The 14,478-nt window shown below is 66.3% G+C and carries 11 protein-coding genes; all 11 read right to left on the bottom strand.

The genetic code is table 11. The annotated features are described in order from the left end of the window. Positions 1 to 20 precede the first annotated feature (20 nt). Entirely contained in the window at positions 21 to 5,858 is a 5,838-nt protein-coding gene (locus IFR23_RS02595; RefSeq protein ID WP_192974561.1) for a hypothetical protein, read from the bottom strand. After that, positions 5,855 to 10,909, bottom strand: coding sequence for a hypothetical protein (locus IFR23_RS02590; protein ID WP_192974560.1), 5,055 nt, complete (start codon positions 10,907 to 10,909; stop codon positions 5,855 to 5,857). The genes IFR23_RS02595 and IFR23_RS02590 overlap by 4 nt, the downstream gene beginning before the upstream one ends. Before the next feature lie 18 nt (positions 10,910 to 10,927). Further along, a complete protein-coding gene (locus tag IFR23_RS02585; protein WP_244655396.1) occupies positions 10,928 to 11,341 on the bottom strand; it encodes a hypothetical protein in 414 nt (137 codons plus the stop codon). 17 nt (positions 11,342 to 11,358) lie between these two features. Then, entirely contained in the window at positions 11,359 to 11,793 is a 435-nt protein-coding gene (locus tag IFR23_RS02580) for a hypothetical protein (protein WP_192974559.1), read from the bottom strand. Between the two features lie 142 nt (positions 11,794 to 11,935). Next, positions 11,936 to 12,385, bottom strand: coding sequence for a hypothetical protein (locus IFR23_RS02575; protein ID WP_192974558.1), 450 nt, complete (start codon positions 12,383 to 12,385; stop codon positions 11,936 to 11,938). Positions 12,386 to 12,451: 66 nt separating this feature from the next. Further along, on the bottom strand, positions 12,452 to 12,649 hold the full coding sequence (locus IFR23_RS02570) for a hypothetical protein (RefSeq protein WP_192974557.1): 198 nt from the start codon (positions 12,647 to 12,649) through the stop codon (positions 12,452 to 12,454). Between the two features lie 11 nt (positions 12,650 to 12,660). Continuing rightward, complete coding sequence (locus tag IFR23_RS02565; RefSeq protein WP_192974556.1) at positions 12,661 to 13,062, bottom strand: hypothetical protein; 402 nt, start codon at positions 13,060 to 13,062, stop codon at positions 12,661 to 12,663. Next, a complete protein-coding gene (locus IFR23_RS02560) occupies positions 13,059 to 13,589 on the bottom strand; it encodes an HK97 gp10 family phage protein (protein WP_192974555.1) in 531 nt (176 codons plus the stop codon). Before IFR23_RS02560 ends, IFR23_RS02565 begins: the two co-directional genes overlap by 4 nt. Then, the gene (locus IFR23_RS02555) at positions 13,589 to 13,939 is read right to left on the bottom strand and encodes a phage head completion protein (protein ID WP_192974554.1); all 351 of its coding nucleotides are present in this window, start codon (positions 13,937 to 13,939) and stop codon (positions 13,589 to 13,591) included. The genes IFR23_RS02560 and IFR23_RS02555 overlap by 1 nt, the downstream gene beginning before the upstream one ends. Beyond that, complete coding sequence (locus tag IFR23_RS02550; RefSeq protein ID WP_192974553.1) at positions 13,936 to 14,253, bottom strand: head-tail connector protein; 318 nt, start codon at positions 14,251 to 14,253, stop codon at positions 13,936 to 13,938. The genes IFR23_RS02555 and IFR23_RS02550 overlap by 4 nt, the downstream gene beginning before the upstream one ends. Positions 14,254 to 14,256: 3 nt before the next feature. Beyond that, positions 14,257 to 14,412 carry a hypothetical protein gene (locus tag IFR23_RS02545; protein WP_192974552.1) on the bottom strand — a complete coding sequence of 52 codons (156 nt, stop codon included), beginning with the start codon at positions 14,410 to 14,412 and terminating at the stop codon, positions 14,257 to 14,259. Between the last annotated feature and the right edge of the window lie 66 nt (positions 14,413 to 14,478).

Raw genomic sequence — 14,478 nt, 5'->3', positions numbered from 1 at the left:
CTGGCGCGTGCACCCGGCGATCATTCCTCGACGGATACGATAGACAGGCGTTGAATCATGTTCGCCAGACCGGACGTGAACCCACGCGCCAGCGTCAGCGTGACGGTTCTATTCGCCGCACTCAGCGTCGGATCGGCGATCGTCGCACCACCGCCGATCGTCGTTGTGATCGTGGCTCGGCCAGCCGAATCCCCGACCACCGGAGCAAGACCCACGAACGAGGACTGCTGGCTCGAATAGGTCCGCTGATCCAGCTGCTGCGCGCCCTGCCCCGCAAACGCTCGGCTCAGCGTGACGGTGGAGGCGGGTTGCGTGGTGGTCGTAACGCCGTAGTGCCCGCCGGTCCCGTCGCTCGTCGCGTTGTTGCTGGCGACGGCGTTGTTATATTGCTGCAGGCCAGCGGCGGTGGCGGGGTACGTTGCACTGGTTGCGCTCGTATAGGACCAGCTGGCGATATACCTGACGGCCTTTCCGTTGGACCCGAAGGGGCCGACACTCGTCGTGATCGACGCGGCCAAATCGCTCGAAGCACCCGAGTTCTTCAAGGTCCCTGCCGAAAGCCCGCCGCCGTAATACCCCGATCCATCGGTCTTGGTGTACGAGTATCCGTTCGCCTCAGTGCATTGAGCAAGGGTGGACTGGCTCGGCCCCATCCATTCCACGAACTGGTTTGCGGAGCCGAAACCGACGCCCATGACCTTCATGATCGTCCCATTGTTGAAGGTGATGCCGGTGTCGCTGTCGATCATGATCGTCTTGCCGCCAGTCGTCTTCTGGACCTTGATATTGCCGACGATGTTGAGGTCAGCGCCGAAGTCGATCGCGGCGCCATTGGTGGTGTCCGATCGGATAGTCATCGATGCTCGACCGCCTGGCGAGATAGCCGAGATCTCGACGCGTGCCGCCGCAAGCTTGCTGGTTGCGTTAGCGACCGCGGTCTCGACGATCCCGGTACGCGCTTCGACGCTACCTGCCTTCGCCTCGACGTCCGAGGTCCTCTGCGCCAGCGAGCCGTACAGGGTGGAGAGAGTCGAATTGACCTGCTCGATGCGGGCAGTGTTAGTCGTCGCATCGACGCGCGCCTTGCGGCCGTCGATCTCGCCCTGGGCGGCGGGCCGGATAAGCGCCTTGTGCCATATGGTTCGGGCGAAGCCGGTGCCGTTTCCATACGAAGGGCCAAAGCCCTCCCATCCCGCCATCAGGAAGAAGTTGGAGGTCGAACCCGATGGGGCGCCGTTGTAAAACAGGATCCCGAACTGACGTCGCGTGCCGTTGGGCGCATTGCCCGCGAACATTGGCCCCGAAACGACATCGGCCGAGTCGACCTGATTTACGAAATGGAAGTTGAAGGCATAGCCGTTACCCAGGTTGATATGGGCGCCGGTGCCATTCCAATCGCCGTCTTCCAGATAGACGTCGAACTCGGCGACGTGCCAACCCTTCGCCAGAGCGATGGGTTGCGAGACACCGACGTTCACGCCCCCGCGGTCGATCCGCAGCGCCGGCAGGCCGGTATAGAACGATGCGTATGCGCTCTTACCGAGGAAGCTGTTCTGCGGGCGGTTCCAAAGCACCCATTCGGGCGGTGTGTTATCGTTGGTGTTCACGTCACCGCCCCACCCAAGCGTCCCGAAATACGCATTCCGGCTCAGCGCACCCTGCGAGAATCGCGATGCCAGCGTGGCCGTGTTGCTCGCCGAGGATGCGCTCGCCGACGCTGCTGCCGCACTAGATGACGCGGCACTGGCGCTGGCGGCCGCGTTACCGTTTGCAGCCTGGGCGTCGAGCTTAGCCTGATTGGCCGACGTCGCGCTGGTGCCCGCCTCGCTCGCCCTGGTCGACGCCGTGCTCGCGCTGGTATTCGCGGCTGTAGCGGCGTTCTGCGCGGCCGTTTTTGCGTCCGTTGCCGTCGAGGCGCTGCCGGCAGCCAGAGTCTGCGAGGACGATGCCGATTGTGCCGAGCCTTGCGCGTTGGACGCCGAGGTCGAGGCCTGCGCGGCTGACGTCGAGGCTTGGCCCGCGCTGGTGTTCGCGTTGGTCGCCGACGTGTTCGCAGCCGATGCCGACTGATCTGCGCCGGTCTTGCTGGCGGCCGCGGAGGATGCGCTCGATGCTGCCGCATTCGCGGTCGCAAGGGCCGCTTCGCGCTCGGTGACGTCGACGAAAGTCACGCTGCGCACGTAATAATTGCCCGCAGTCACCACGGCCTTAGGCGAGAGAGTCGTGTCCCCGGCCTGCGCGGTATAGATCGGACCCAGCACGGTGACGAACTTGCCGGTCGCCGGGACGGTGATCGCCTGCCCAGTATCAAAGCCGACCAAGGTGCCATTGCGGTTGATCACCAACCCAGGCGAGATCGTAACCACACCCCCGTTCTGCCAGGCGCTGACTTCCAGCAAAGCCTGATACTTCCGACCGACGACGGCCGCTCGGGAGCCCTTTGCGGCGACGGACGTGTATCGGCCCGCCGGCACGCTACCAGTCCACCAGTATTCTGCGCCGTTGCGCTCGAAATAGGACGTCGCTGCCACGTCGGTCGATTTATCCGCGCGGCTCCAATAGGTATCCGTCCCGTCGAAATTGCCGGGCAGCGTCAACGATGCGGCCGAGATCGCTGTCGATTGCGCGCTGGCAGCGACGTTGGCGGCAGAGGCGGCGCTGCTGGCGGAGCCACCCGCATTCGATGCCGAGGTCGCAGCCTGCGATGCCGAGGTCGATGCGTTGCCGGCCGAGGTGTTGGCAGCCGTCTGGCTGGCTTGGGCCGCTGAAGCGGAGGTGCCGGCCGCATCCGCCTTGCTCGATGCAAGCGAAGCGGATCCCGCCGCGGCGCTCGCGCTCGAGGCGGCCTGGTCCTTTGCGGCAACAGCGTCGGTCTTGGCCTGCGCGGCAACCTGTTGCGCCGACTGTGCGCTGTTGGCCGATCCGAGGGCGTTGGAGGCAGACGTGCTCGCTTCAGACGCCTTTGTCGATGCCGTACCGGCCGACGTTCCCGCATTCGTCTCGCTGGTCTTGGCCGCGCTGGCTGACTGATCGGCGCCGCCTTTACTGGCAGCGGCGCTCGACGCGCTGGAAGCTGCCGCCGTTGCGCTATCGCCCGCCGTGTTCTTTGCGGTGACGGCATCGTTACGAGCTGTTGCCGCAACGCTAGCGGAGGATGCAGCAGCATTCTTCGAGCCAAGAGCGTTGCTCTCGCTCGTAGCGGCGGATGCCGACGAGGTGCTTGCTTCGCCCGCCTTAGTCGAGGCCGTGGCAGCGCTAGCCTGCGCAGCCGAAGCCGACTGGCCCGCAGCGGTCTGGCTGGCGCTCGCGGTGGAGGCCGAGCCCGCAGCGGCCGTTGCCGACTTGCCGGCATTTACCTCGGCGGTGACATCGGTGATGCCGACCTCGGTAACGCGAATGGTGTTGCCGGCGACGTCCTGGCCGCCCTGCCCATGCGCTCGCAGCCATACGGTACCAGCAGGCCAAGCCTGGATTCCCAAAGCCGCGTTGGCGACGTCCGAAACGCGCAGCTTTGCACGAATTGGCCCCGCCACTGTCTTGCCAACACTCGCGCGAACTTCGGAAATATAGCTGTAGTCAGTGCGCAATCCGACAATGCCTGCAATTGCATAAACACCGCTGCTGCCCCCGTACACGTCAACATACGAGGCGGCTTCAACTTCATAAACCTTGCCCGGGGTGGCAGGAACGACACCAACTTGGCGGATGTAAGTTGGAACACCCCACACGCCGTTGAGGAACGTCGGCGTAACGCCTAGCCCTGCTGCGATGGTCGTCTCGGGACTACCGCTATCGGACCTGGTGAAACCCACACCGTTGGCGGCAAGTTGACGAGGCCCCGTATAGGCCTGTGCCTTCTGCGACGCCGTCGAGCTGCTCGCCGCGACGCCCGCCTGCGTTGTCGCCGTGTTCGCCGAACCGAGCGCGCTCGATGCCGAGGTCGCAGCCTGCGATGCCGAGGTCGATGCCTGGCCGGCTTGCGTGCTCGCCGTCGATGCCGATGCGGACGCGTTGGACGCAAACGTGCCAGCGGCATCAGCCTTCTGCGTGGCGATCGTGGCCTGCCCGCTTGCAGTCGTGGCGCTACCGCCGGCACTCGACGCGCTGGTCGCAGCATCGCTGGCCTTTTGGGCCGCGGCATCCCGCGCGGATGCGGCCGACGTCGCGGCCGTGGTGGCATTGCTCGCACCGGCCTGCGCTACATCGCGGTAACCCGCGGCGAGATCGCGGGCCGCGTTGGCAGCATCACGCGCCGAGACGCTGGCTGTCGACGCGGTTTGTGCGTCGGTCTTGGCGCCAACTGCAGTACTGGCACTGTCACCGGCCAGCGCCTGCGCGGCCTGGGCAACATCGCGCGCACCCTGGGCGGCATCGCGCGCGGTCTTCGCGTTCGTCTCGGCATCGCGCGCCGCGTCGGCGCTGGCGGCCGCGCTGGCGGTCGTCCCGAAGGTCGCGACCAGGTCGTCGATGTCCGTCTTCGCCTTGTCGACATCAGACAGCACCTGGTTCGCCGGCCGGCCGCTGATCGCGTTCGTATCCTTGGCGGTGTTGTCGCTGGTCTTGTCCGCATTGTCGGTCGGCTTGGTGCCGGTGGGATCGGCGATATCCGGCCAGTTGATCAGCGAACCGAGCGGCTCGATCTTCCCGGCCGTGCTCATACCGTCGATCGACAGCGACAGTTTGCTGGTCGTCTCGCCAACCTCGATCGAGAACTCCTTGAAGAAGCCATAGACCGTGAGGCTGTCGAGCCCGTCCAGGCCGATCCAGAGCGACGGCACCGCGCGCACTGCCGCAATCCGGTTCGCCACGACGTCGATCGACGCGGTGGTGATCAGCGACTTGGCCGCCATGCGCTTCGACCAGGCGCGCTCGACGATCGTCACCGCGCCGAAGTCGTCGACGTCCTTGCGGCTATAGTCGGTGATACCCGACGTCGGCGATCCCTCGGTCACGCCCAGCCCGACCAGCTTGCCGACGAGCAGCGTGCCGACCGACACGGATCCGCCGGTGATCGTCACGGTAACGCGCGTAGTGCCGGCCGGGAGATCCAGGAAGGTCGTGGCGCCAGCGCTGGCGGCAACCGTGCGGTCATAGCCTGTTGCCTGAAGGCGGACGGTCGCTGCGGTGACGTCGAGCAATGCCACCGCCTGGATCGCGGGCGCGGTCAGCGTCACGGCGATCGCGTTGGCGGCCGACGTCAGCGAACCAAGCGCCTGGTCAAACATCGCCCAGCGATTGGTCGGCCCGATGTCGATCCACTTGCCCGAAGCGGCGATCGGATCGTCGCTGACATTGCCGGCGATCGAGGACTCATAGATGCGGTGCGACGCCGCACGCATGACGCGCGCACCAAGCGGGTACGTCGTCGACCCGGACCATTCGGCTGCGTCCGTTTCTGGAACGCTGCTGCTGACCAGCTGGTCGTTCGTGATCTTGGTCGGCTGCAGAAGCCGCAACGTCGACGTGCCGGCGACCGCGGGATCCCCGCCGGCGTCGGCGATCGGCGCGGTTTCAGCCAGGCCCTCGACCGTCAGCGTGCAATAGCTGAGCGGCGGTACCGCGTGATCGACCTCGAAGTCCTTGTAGAAGCCGCGCACCGACAAGCTGGCGAACCGGTCGTCGGCGGTCCACGTCGCCGGCGTCGCGCGTAACGCGGCAAGCCGGCGCTGAAGCACACCGGTGTCGTCGAACGGCACGGCCAGGCGCACCTGCATGCGACGCGAGAACGTGCGCTCGACGACCGTCGTGACGCCGTAATCGTCGGTGACGCGACGGCTATAGTCGACGATGCCGATCGTCGGCGCCGTCTCGATCGGGCCGAGCTCGATCACGTCGCCCGCAGCGGTGGTGACCTTCATGCTGCGTTCGCCACGCTGATAGCGTCGCCACCGCTCGCCGACGTCACCGCTTCGAGGCGTCGATCCATGCGCTGCGTGTTGCCGGCGATCGCCGCCTGCCCGGAATTATTCTCGTTCCGCATGGCGGTCACCTCTTCACGAAGCGATTTAATCTCGCTCACAAGGTCATCGTTGGCGGGCGCTGGCGACGACGCTGCCTGCGCCTCGTTGAGCGAGGCGATGAGATCGCCAGTGGTGACGATTGCCTTCGGCGACGTGCTGCCCTTCGCCAGGGCAGTGACGACGCCATAGGTAGCCTCGAGGCTCGCGGCGGTCTGCGCCTGGACGCGCTCCAACTCCTGCCGGCTGGTCGCCTGTTCGGCCGCGGCGGTGAGCAGTGCCTGGCTCAGCGCCGGCAGGGTCTTCGCCGCATCCTGATCGCCACCGCGCGCAGCGGTGGTCGCGGCGTTGAATTGACCCTGCAGGCTGGCAAAGCTGTTGCCGCCGGCAACGTCCGTCAGGCCGCGGATCCGCTTCACCTCGTCCATGATGCTGTCGCCTACCGAGGTCCAGGCATCCGCCAGCGTCTTGGCGGTCGTCGCCGCAGCCTGCGCGTCCTGGATCGCGTAGATCTGCTGCTGAAGCGCGCGGTTGCTCGCATCGAGCTTGGCAAGATCGAGCGCACGGATCGCCGCGGTGTCGCCCTGCAGCTCGAGCAGCTGGCGCTGAAGATCCTGCCGCTCGCTTGCAATGTCGGCCGCACTCTTCGCACCCTCCATCGATGCCTGCAGATCCGCAAACGCCGGCGCGAGCTTCAGCAGCGTCGCATAGGTCGACTGTCCGGCCGACGTCGTCAGATCCTGCGCCTCGACGAGTTGGCGGAACGCAGACAGCGTCGCCGGCATCGCCACGCCCAGGCTGGCGAACACGCCGTTCATCTGCGCGGTCTTGGCGGCCGCCTGCTCTTCCTTCGAGTAGAAGGTCTCGAAATAAGCGCTGGCAGCATCGGTCAGCGCCGAGACGCTGTCGAACTGATCCGCAAGCGCGAGCTTCACGCCGATCGCCATCGACTGCGAGCTGGTGCCGAGCATGTCGAGCGATGCGCCAACCGCCTCGACAGTAGATGCGACCCGCACCAGCGTTTCGAACACGCCTTCGCCGACCTTCTGGAATTGCTCGAGGCCCGGGAAGGCTGCCGCTGCCATGCCGTCAGCCGCGGCGCCGAACACGGCCGACAACTTCTCCTCGATCTGCTCGCCGGTGAGGCCCTTCAGGTCGATCTTGCCGATGTCGACGATGAAGCCGTTGAGCCGCGCCTGGACGTCGCCGGTGGCAACGCCGAGCGGGCCGGCCGCTGACGCGATCGCGTCGTTGAACGATCGCAAGATCAGCGTGAATTGATTCTCGAGCCCGGCGTCCGCCCCGGTGTATTGCGTCGAGTACTTCGTGCTGGTCGTCAGGCCAAACAGCTTCTTCTTCTTCTCGATGTCCGAATAGTAGGACGCGTCAAAGCCACCGTTCATGATGTCGCCGACCGACTGCGGCCCGCCGGACAGGCCACTACCGATTACGCTGGTCTTGGAGCCGAACAGGCCGCCGAGGATCCCGCCGATGACCGGGATCTTACTGAGCACCGATCCGATGGCGTTCGCCTTGAAGCCCTCTGTCACGCCGCTCGACGCATCGATGTTGCCCGACCGCACGACCAGGCCGGCGACGCCACCGATCTGGCTGTCGATCGACTTCAGCGATGCCGACATTTCGCGCGCGAAGGTGTTGGTCAAGGTGTCGACCTCCTTCAGCGCATCGATCGCGTTCTTGATGCTGTCGCTCTTGGCCGACGTATCGCCCAGCACGGTGCCGGTGCCGGAGTTGGTCGGCGCCAGCGTGTTCTTGCCGCCGCCACCGAACGAGCCCGCGATCGACACGCCGATCGACGCCAGTGCGGCGACGGTCGCGGCGCCGGCCGCGATGTTGAGCGGAAACGGCAGGCTCTTGATGGCATTGACCACCGCCTCGGTCGCACCGACCGCGATGCGCGCGACGCTGTTGGCGATCTTGGTACCCGTCTCGATCGCGTCCTGCGCGATCGCGCGGACCGACAGCGCAAACTGTACCAGGCGGAATGCCTTCTCGGCGGTCTCGAGCGCTTTATAGCCCTGCGACCCTTCTTTGAAGAAGCCCTTGGCAGCCGCGGCCATATCGCCGAACGCGCCGATCTGCTGCGACGACGACCGGAGCGAATACAACCGGTTTTCGCGATCGATCCGCTGCTGATCCTCACCGGCCGCGCGGATTGCTGCCTCGTGCGCCTCCTGAAGCTTCGCCTGGTCCGCATAATAGCCGGTCATCACGGTGAGCGCGTCGCCGATCGCCGAGCCGACGCTGCCAAAGGCGTCCGCCATGCCCTGGGCAGCGCTCTGCGCGCTCTGGTCGATCGTGTCGAACAGGTCGGCCGTCGCCGTCAGCGATGCGTTCCACGCGTCCTGCGCCGCCCGGTTGGTCTCGGCAAGATCCGCGATCTCGACCTGGCGGGCAATGTACGCGGCCGCCTGAGCAGGATCGAGGTTCTTGGCCGTCGCTTCCTGCGTCGCCTTCAGCGTCGCCAGCGCACGCACGCGCACGGCGTCCGTCGCGCCGATCAGCCGCTGTTCTTCGCGCAGCTCAGCGAGGCGATCGTCGCCGGTCGCCATATCGGTGTTGAACTGGGCATCGCGTTCCGCCTTGGTCAGCGCGGCGCGCGCTGTGCGCTGGTCGGCCAGCGCCTTGGTCGCGCGGTCCGCCTCGGTCGTCAGCCCGCGCGTACGCGCCGCCTCGATCGCGGCGAGCAGCGGCAGATCGGCGATCTGATCCTTCACCAGGTCGGCCGCGCGCGCAGCGGGCACCAGGCCGGCTGCGACCTGCGCGTTGACCGCCGCCTGCGCGGCCGCCTGCTCGCGCGCACCGGCTGTCGACTTTGCCGCGTCCGATACGCGCTGCGCGATCGCGAGGCGCACCTGGCGGTTTACGGACGCCTCGATATCCGCCTGCTGCTTGATGGCCTTACTCTCGGCCTTCACGCGCGCCTCAGCAATCAGCGCCGCGGCGCCCGATACGCCATAAGCGTCTGCCAGCTTATACAGGTTGCGGATCTGCGCCTCGATCGCCTCGGCATCGCGCACAAGCGATTCAGCGTGGCGATCGACCGGTGCCTTCTTGGGCGTTCGGTCCGCCTTGATGGCGTTCGCCTTCTTGGTCGCAGCGTCCTGGGCATGCGCAATCGCGTTCGTCGCCGAATCGGCGAAAAACTTGTTCGTCCCGTCGACGACGGTGCCAACCCCCTGCTTGTATCCCTTGCCGAAAGCCGAGCCGAGTTTGCTGCCGGCGGTCGTCACGGCGTCAGCTGCGTAGTTCCAGCCCATCGCCTTCAGAACGGGACCGGCGAAGGTGCTGATCGCGCTGCCGATCGACTTCAGCCAGCCGGCGACGGTGTCATAAATGGAGCTGAATGTTTGCGAGATGGCGGTACCGGCCCACTGTGCCGCCCCGACGATAGGCGCGAAGAAGGACGCAACCGCCTTCGCAGCAGCGGAAACATAGTCCGATACCGTGGTGGAGATGCTGCCCCACAAATCGACGATCGCCGCATAGGTCCCAGTGAAGAAGCCGTAGATCGATGCCAGGAAGCCTTGGACTTGCTGCGCATCGTTCGGCGAGAACAGGTAATCCATGATCGACTTACCGGAGCCGCCCGTGTTGAGGCCGTCCGAGATCGTCTTCCATACACCAGCGACGATATCGCCCGTTCCGACGGACACGTCACCGAGCTTCTTCATTTCCTTGTGCGTCAGGCCGAGGCCTTCGGCGAATTTCTTCATGCCGGCGTCGTCGTTGATCTGCTCTTTCCACCGGTAAAGCGCGACGCCGGCGACAGCGACGCCAGCAATCACCGGCAGGAACGCAACCGCGAGCCCGCCGACTTCCGCGGCAAAGCCCTTGAGACCGCCCTCGGCCATCTGCGCGACCTGAAAGATCTGCGCGCCCTGCTGGATGAGCACCTGCATAGGCTTCTGGCCAGTGAGCAGGCCCTGCGTGATATCGGGGAGCTGGACCGCAATGTTCTTCAGCGCACCGCCGCTCTTCCGCATCGACCCGGCAGCACCCTCGTGCGCGATCGCGCCCTGGCGGAGGCGTTCGTTCAGCACGTCCTGCTGGCGGGCATATTCGGCGGGCGCCGTTGCGCCGGCATGATAGAGCCGCGTCGACTCCGCGATCTCGGCATTGAGGCGCTTGGTCGCCGCGTACAGCGGGTCCGTGGCCATGCGCAGCTGTTCGGCCGCGGCTGCATCGGCGATCTGAGCATCATGCGAACCGCGCACAACTGCAGCGAGCTGAGCATGCTCGCGCGTCAGTTGCTCAGCCGCCAGACCTTCGAGGCGCATGGCGGCCGCATTGGCCTCGCGCTGGGCGATCTCGTTGGCGGCCTGCTGCTCGTTGTACTCGCGAGACTTGATCTTGGCGTGCGCCTGAAACTTTGCGTAGGCGAACTCGGCTTCCCGGACCGCTTGGGCCTCCAGCTCAATGGCCTGCGCCGCCGTTTGCGCAGCGATCACCTTCTGCTCGGCTGCGTCCTTGGCTTCCTGGGCGGCACGCCGTGCGGCCGTGAATTCTTTATCGTACAGCGCAGACTCTTCCGCGCGGATCCGCTGCGCAAGTTCCGTCAGTCCCTGCTGCTCTGCGGCAGTTGCCCTAAACTCGGCATTCATCCCGCGGATCTCTTCGCGGGTCTTGCCGAACGTGCTGTTTTGCCGCTCGAGCTGCGCGACCATGCGCTCGCCGGCCTTCTCGACGCCCGCCATTGCCATGCGTGCGGTCTGCAGCTCGCGCGAGGCAGCGTTACCGAATGCGACAATGTTCGACGTCCCGGCCGCGACGTCGACCATGCCCCGGGTTGCCCGCTCGATCCGCGTGGCGTCGGCGAGCACCTTGGCTTCGGTCGAATCCATCGCGGCTTGCAGCTGCAGCAGCTCGCCGAACGAATCGTTGGTGTCGATGACGAAGCCGACTTCGAGTGCCGGGGAGGAATCGTCCATGGGCATATCCCTCCCCGATCAGCCGAGCACGTTGCGCAGTTCGGCTTCCGCGACTTCCAGCTCGCGCTGGGTCACTGGCGCCCGCCATGGCGGCGGGCAGGTTTCCGCTTCGGCGCGCCGCCCTTCGGCAAGGTACGCGGCGGACAGCTTGCGCAGCAGGCGCGCGACCCACGGCTCGAGCCGGATGCAGGTGTTGTCCTGCCACGCCGCGATCTCGCGCGAGCTGAGCGGTACTTCGCCCATTCCCGCCGCCTCACTCAGGCCGATCTCGATCAGCCAGGTGGTGATGTGCGGCGCCGGGTTGGGCGGCATCTGCGGATCGATCTTCTTGCGCTTGAGCGCGTCGATCCGGCTACGCCGGGGGGCATCTGTTTCGATTTTGCCCCGCCGGCTCCGTTCGTCCGGCTTTGGCGTGGCATGCAGCCACGCCATCTGCCGGACGTAGAGGGTCAGGCCGCCTTCGAGGCGGCGCTGAAGTTTCCCCAATCACCGAAGAACTTCATCACCTGCTTGGTGATGAAGCCGAGCGACTGGTCGGCGTACAGGGCGCGGAACAGTGCTTCGCCGGTGGCGTCGGCGGGATATTCGAAATTCTCGAACGACGCGGTCAGCGCGGCAAGATCCTCGGACGTCTCGGCGATACGCTCCTCGCGCGATGCCGCGGTGATCTTGCCGTCATTGTCCTGCATGCGCTTGAGCGCGCGGGCCGACTGGCGGGCTTCGACGACGCCGGCAACCTGGCTGCCGGGGCCATGCAGGTGGATGCGGACGGGCAGCGTGCGCTCGGCATCGGCGTACAGCAGCTCACCGGCCGGGTTCTTGATGTGAAGGGCGGCGGTCGCAGCAACGGCGAGCGAGGCGATGTTGAAAAGCTTGGCGGTCATAAATCATCCTTCGCGGGAAGATGGTGCACCGACCCGCCCCGCACCCGCGATAGCGAGGCCGGTCGATGCATAAGGGAGAGCCGGCGTCGCGGGCGCCGGGAGGGGGGATCAAGCGCCGGGAGCACCGGCGCCGGAAAGAGAATCAGACGCCGGCGACGCGGACGATCTTGGTGCAGATCTCGATCGTGGGCGCACCCGTCAGCATCGAGTCGGCGTTGTCGGTCGTCTCAGGCGCGCCGAAGTTACGGCCCTGGAAGAAGCGCTTCGACCCGTCCTGATAGGTGACCTTGAACGAGTAGAGCTTCTGGCTCTCGTCGTCGGCTGACGTCTGAAGCAGCGTCTGGCCGGCATCGGCCGGATCGATCGCGTAGGAGGGCTGCAGCGCGCCGTAATCGGCCGAGCCCTTGAACTTCTGCTTCGCGCCCTTGAGCGGCTGGAATTCGACCTTGGCGAAGCTCGCGCCGATCGCGCCGATCTTCTCGACCTGGCCGACCTCGACAAACGTCAGCGCGCCATAGCCGGCCGCGTCGAGGGTAGCAGGCGTCGCGGCCGAAACGGCGAGCGACGAACCTACTGCGGTGTTGGAACCCATGTTGATCTCCTGGTGCTGGGTGCCGGCGCTGCCGGCTGAAACAACCCGCTCGAGCGGGCTGGCGGGTTAGCTGGCCTTGCGGCCGGCGGGCGCGGCAGGGCCGGCGGGCTCGTCGGCAGCGGGCTCGACCAGGCCGCACGCCTGGTAGTTTGCGAACGCGCCCTCGGTCATCTCGACAGTCGCGCCGGCGGTGAACTGCGTTTCGGTGCCGGCGTCAGTGAAATCGCGGACGATCTTGGCGCGCTTGGTCTTGGTGTCGGACATGGTGGTCTCCTTCAGGCGGGAGCGTCGAAGCTGACGCGGAAATCTTGGGTCTGTTCGAAGCTGTTCCCGGGGCCGCGCGCATCGGGGCCGGTACCGGCGGTCAGGATCGAGGCGTTGGTGGCGCCGGCGATGTCGCCGGTGCGGCCCGCGCAGGCGCTGCGGATCACACGGATCGCGGCGGTCTGCTCTGCATAGGTTGCGGCGCGGACCGTGACAGATACCCGGTCGACGGTCCGGATGGTGCCGCGGCGCTTGAGCGGCTGGCTCTCGACGCTGCTGACCAGTCGGACAAGGAAGGCAGGCAAGACGACGTTGTCGGGCAGCGCGCCCGCCTTGATCCGCGCCGCCGGCGCAATGGCCGTCGCCGCGCGATCGTCGATCAGCAGCGCACCAATGATATCGACACCGGTCATTCGTCATCGCCCTCGGGCTCGGCGCTGGCGACGATCCCCGAGCGGGTGACGTGCGCGTTGATGAAGCTCTGCGCCGCGGCGATCGCCTCGGCGCCCTTGATATCGAGCGCGGGGCGCAGGAACGGATGCGGCCCCGCACCGGGATGAAAGACGGTCTCGCCGACGAACTGCCCGCCGATGACCATCGACCGCTTGGTCGTCGCATTGATCCTGGCGACGCTCTTTCCGCCGCGTTCGTCCTTCGCGATCGAAACGAAATGCGCGTCGGTCCCGTATTCGAGCCAGTTGGCGATCGCGCGGCCCCAGCCCTTGCGGACCGTGATCTTGACCGTGATGCGACCGGCTTCCGCCTTGGTGCGCATCACCAGCGCCTCGTCGACGTCCGACGAGATCGACCGGTCCTTCGCATCTTCTAGGATGATCCGGCCGCCGGCGCGCGCGGCGCCGCGCAGGACCTTCTTTTCCAGCTCGGCCGGGAGCTGCGCTATGCGGCGCCGGACTGCAGCACCGCCGCGGCTCGTTGCCATCAGGCGGCTGCCGTACCCGGGTTGTAATCCTCGACCATCAGCTCGATGCCGCCGCGGCGTCCCAGCTCGGCCGGGCCCGACACGATCTGCATGATCCGGTTGCCTTCGACCAGGCGCATGCCGGTCTCGACGTCGTCGCGCCAATACATGCGCACCCGCGCCGGCCGCGTCGACGTCGTGAACCCGCCCTCTGTCCGCTCGCCGCGGCTTGGCAGTGAATCGCGGATGCCGATCCAGATCTCGTCGATCAGCTGCCAGGTCTCGCTGCCGGCGCTGCCGAAGTCGGTGCTCTCGATCCGGCGCTCGAGCCGCACGAAATGCTCAAGCTCGCCCGGGCGAACGACGATCATGCGACCGACACCGCCATGTAACGGCCGATGATCGGGCGGAGCTGGTCGTCGGTGAGCTGCGGCCCCTCACGATTCACGTACAGGTCCGACAGCGCCAGCTTCACGCAATGAACGACGATCGCCGGCACCTGGTCGACCGCAGGCCAGCCGGTCGCGCCGACCAGCTCGTCGCGGCCGAGAAAGCTCTCGATGCGTCCCTGTGCTGCCGGCAGCAGCTCGAGGATCTGCGCGTCGACGCTGGTACCGACGCGCAGGAAAGTACGCGCAGCGGCGATCGTCAGCACGCCGCCATCGATCGCCGCCACGTCGACCATCGCTTAGGCCGCCGGCTTATCTGCGGCCTTCGCCGACGTGTGCTTGTCGGCGATCTTGCGCTCGATCAGGTCCTTCTCGACCTCGGGTTCGAACGTCGCGACGTCGCCCTTGTTGTAGTGCGCGCCGACGGAATGCGAATGATTGAACTTTACGGCCATGCTGGCTCTCCAGATGCACCACGGGCAGCCGAAGCTGCCCGTGGTGAGGTTGATGGTGGTTGGCGG

Origin of the sequence: Sphingomonas sp. CFBP 13603 (assembly GCF_014892665.1) — a bacterium.
In the GTDB taxonomy this organism is placed as follows: Bacteria; Pseudomonadota; Alphaproteobacteria; order Sphingomonadales; family Sphingomonadaceae; genus Sphingomonas.
Note: the sequence above shows the minus strand (reverse complement) of the source record. Positions and strands in the feature narration are given on the sequence as shown.

Excerpts from the sequence above, each read along its gene's own strand:
- IFR23_RS02545 (WP_192974552.1), bottom strand. The coding sequence starts at position 14,412 with ATGGCCGTAAAGTTCAATCATTCGCATTCCGTCGGCGCGCACTACAAC.
- IFR23_RS02565 (WP_192974556.1), bottom strand. The coding sequence starts at position 13,062 with ATGACCGGTGTCGATATCATTGGTGCGCTGCTGATCGACGATCGCGCG.
- IFR23_RS02595 (WP_192974561.1), bottom strand. The coding sequence starts at position 5,858 with ATGAAGGTCACCACCGCTGCGGGCGACGTGATCGAGCTCGGCCCGATC.
- IFR23_RS02550 (WP_192974553.1), bottom strand. The coding sequence starts at position 14,253 with ATGGTCGACGTGGCGGCGATCGATGGCGGCGTGCTGACGATCGCCGCT.
- IFR23_RS02580 (WP_192974559.1), bottom strand. The coding sequence starts at position 11,793 with ATGACCGCCAAGCTTTTCAACATCGCCTCGCTCGCCGTTGCTGCGACC.
- IFR23_RS02575 (WP_192974558.1), bottom strand. The coding sequence starts at position 12,385 with ATGGGTTCCAACACCGCAGTAGGTTCGTCGCTCGCCGTTTCGGCCGCG.
- IFR23_RS02590 (WP_192974560.1), bottom strand. The coding sequence starts at position 10,909 with ATGGACGATTCCTCCCCGGCACTCGAAGTCGGCTTCGTCATCGACACC.
- IFR23_RS02555 (WP_192974554.1), bottom strand. The coding sequence starts at position 13,939 with ATGATCGTCGTTCGCCCGGGCGAGCTTGAGCATTTCGTGCGGCTCGAG.
- IFR23_RS02585 (WP_244655396.1), bottom strand. The coding sequence starts at position 11,341 with ATGGCGTGGCTGCATGCCACGCCAAAGCCGGACGAACGGAGCCGGCGG.
- IFR23_RS02560 (WP_192974555.1), bottom strand. The coding sequence starts at position 13,589 with ATGGCAACGAGCCGCGGCGGTGCTGCAGTCCGGCGCCGCATAGCGCAG.
- IFR23_RS02570 (WP_192974557.1), bottom strand. The coding sequence starts at position 12,649 with ATGTCCGACACCAAGACCAAGCGCGCCAAGATCGTCCGCGATTTCACT.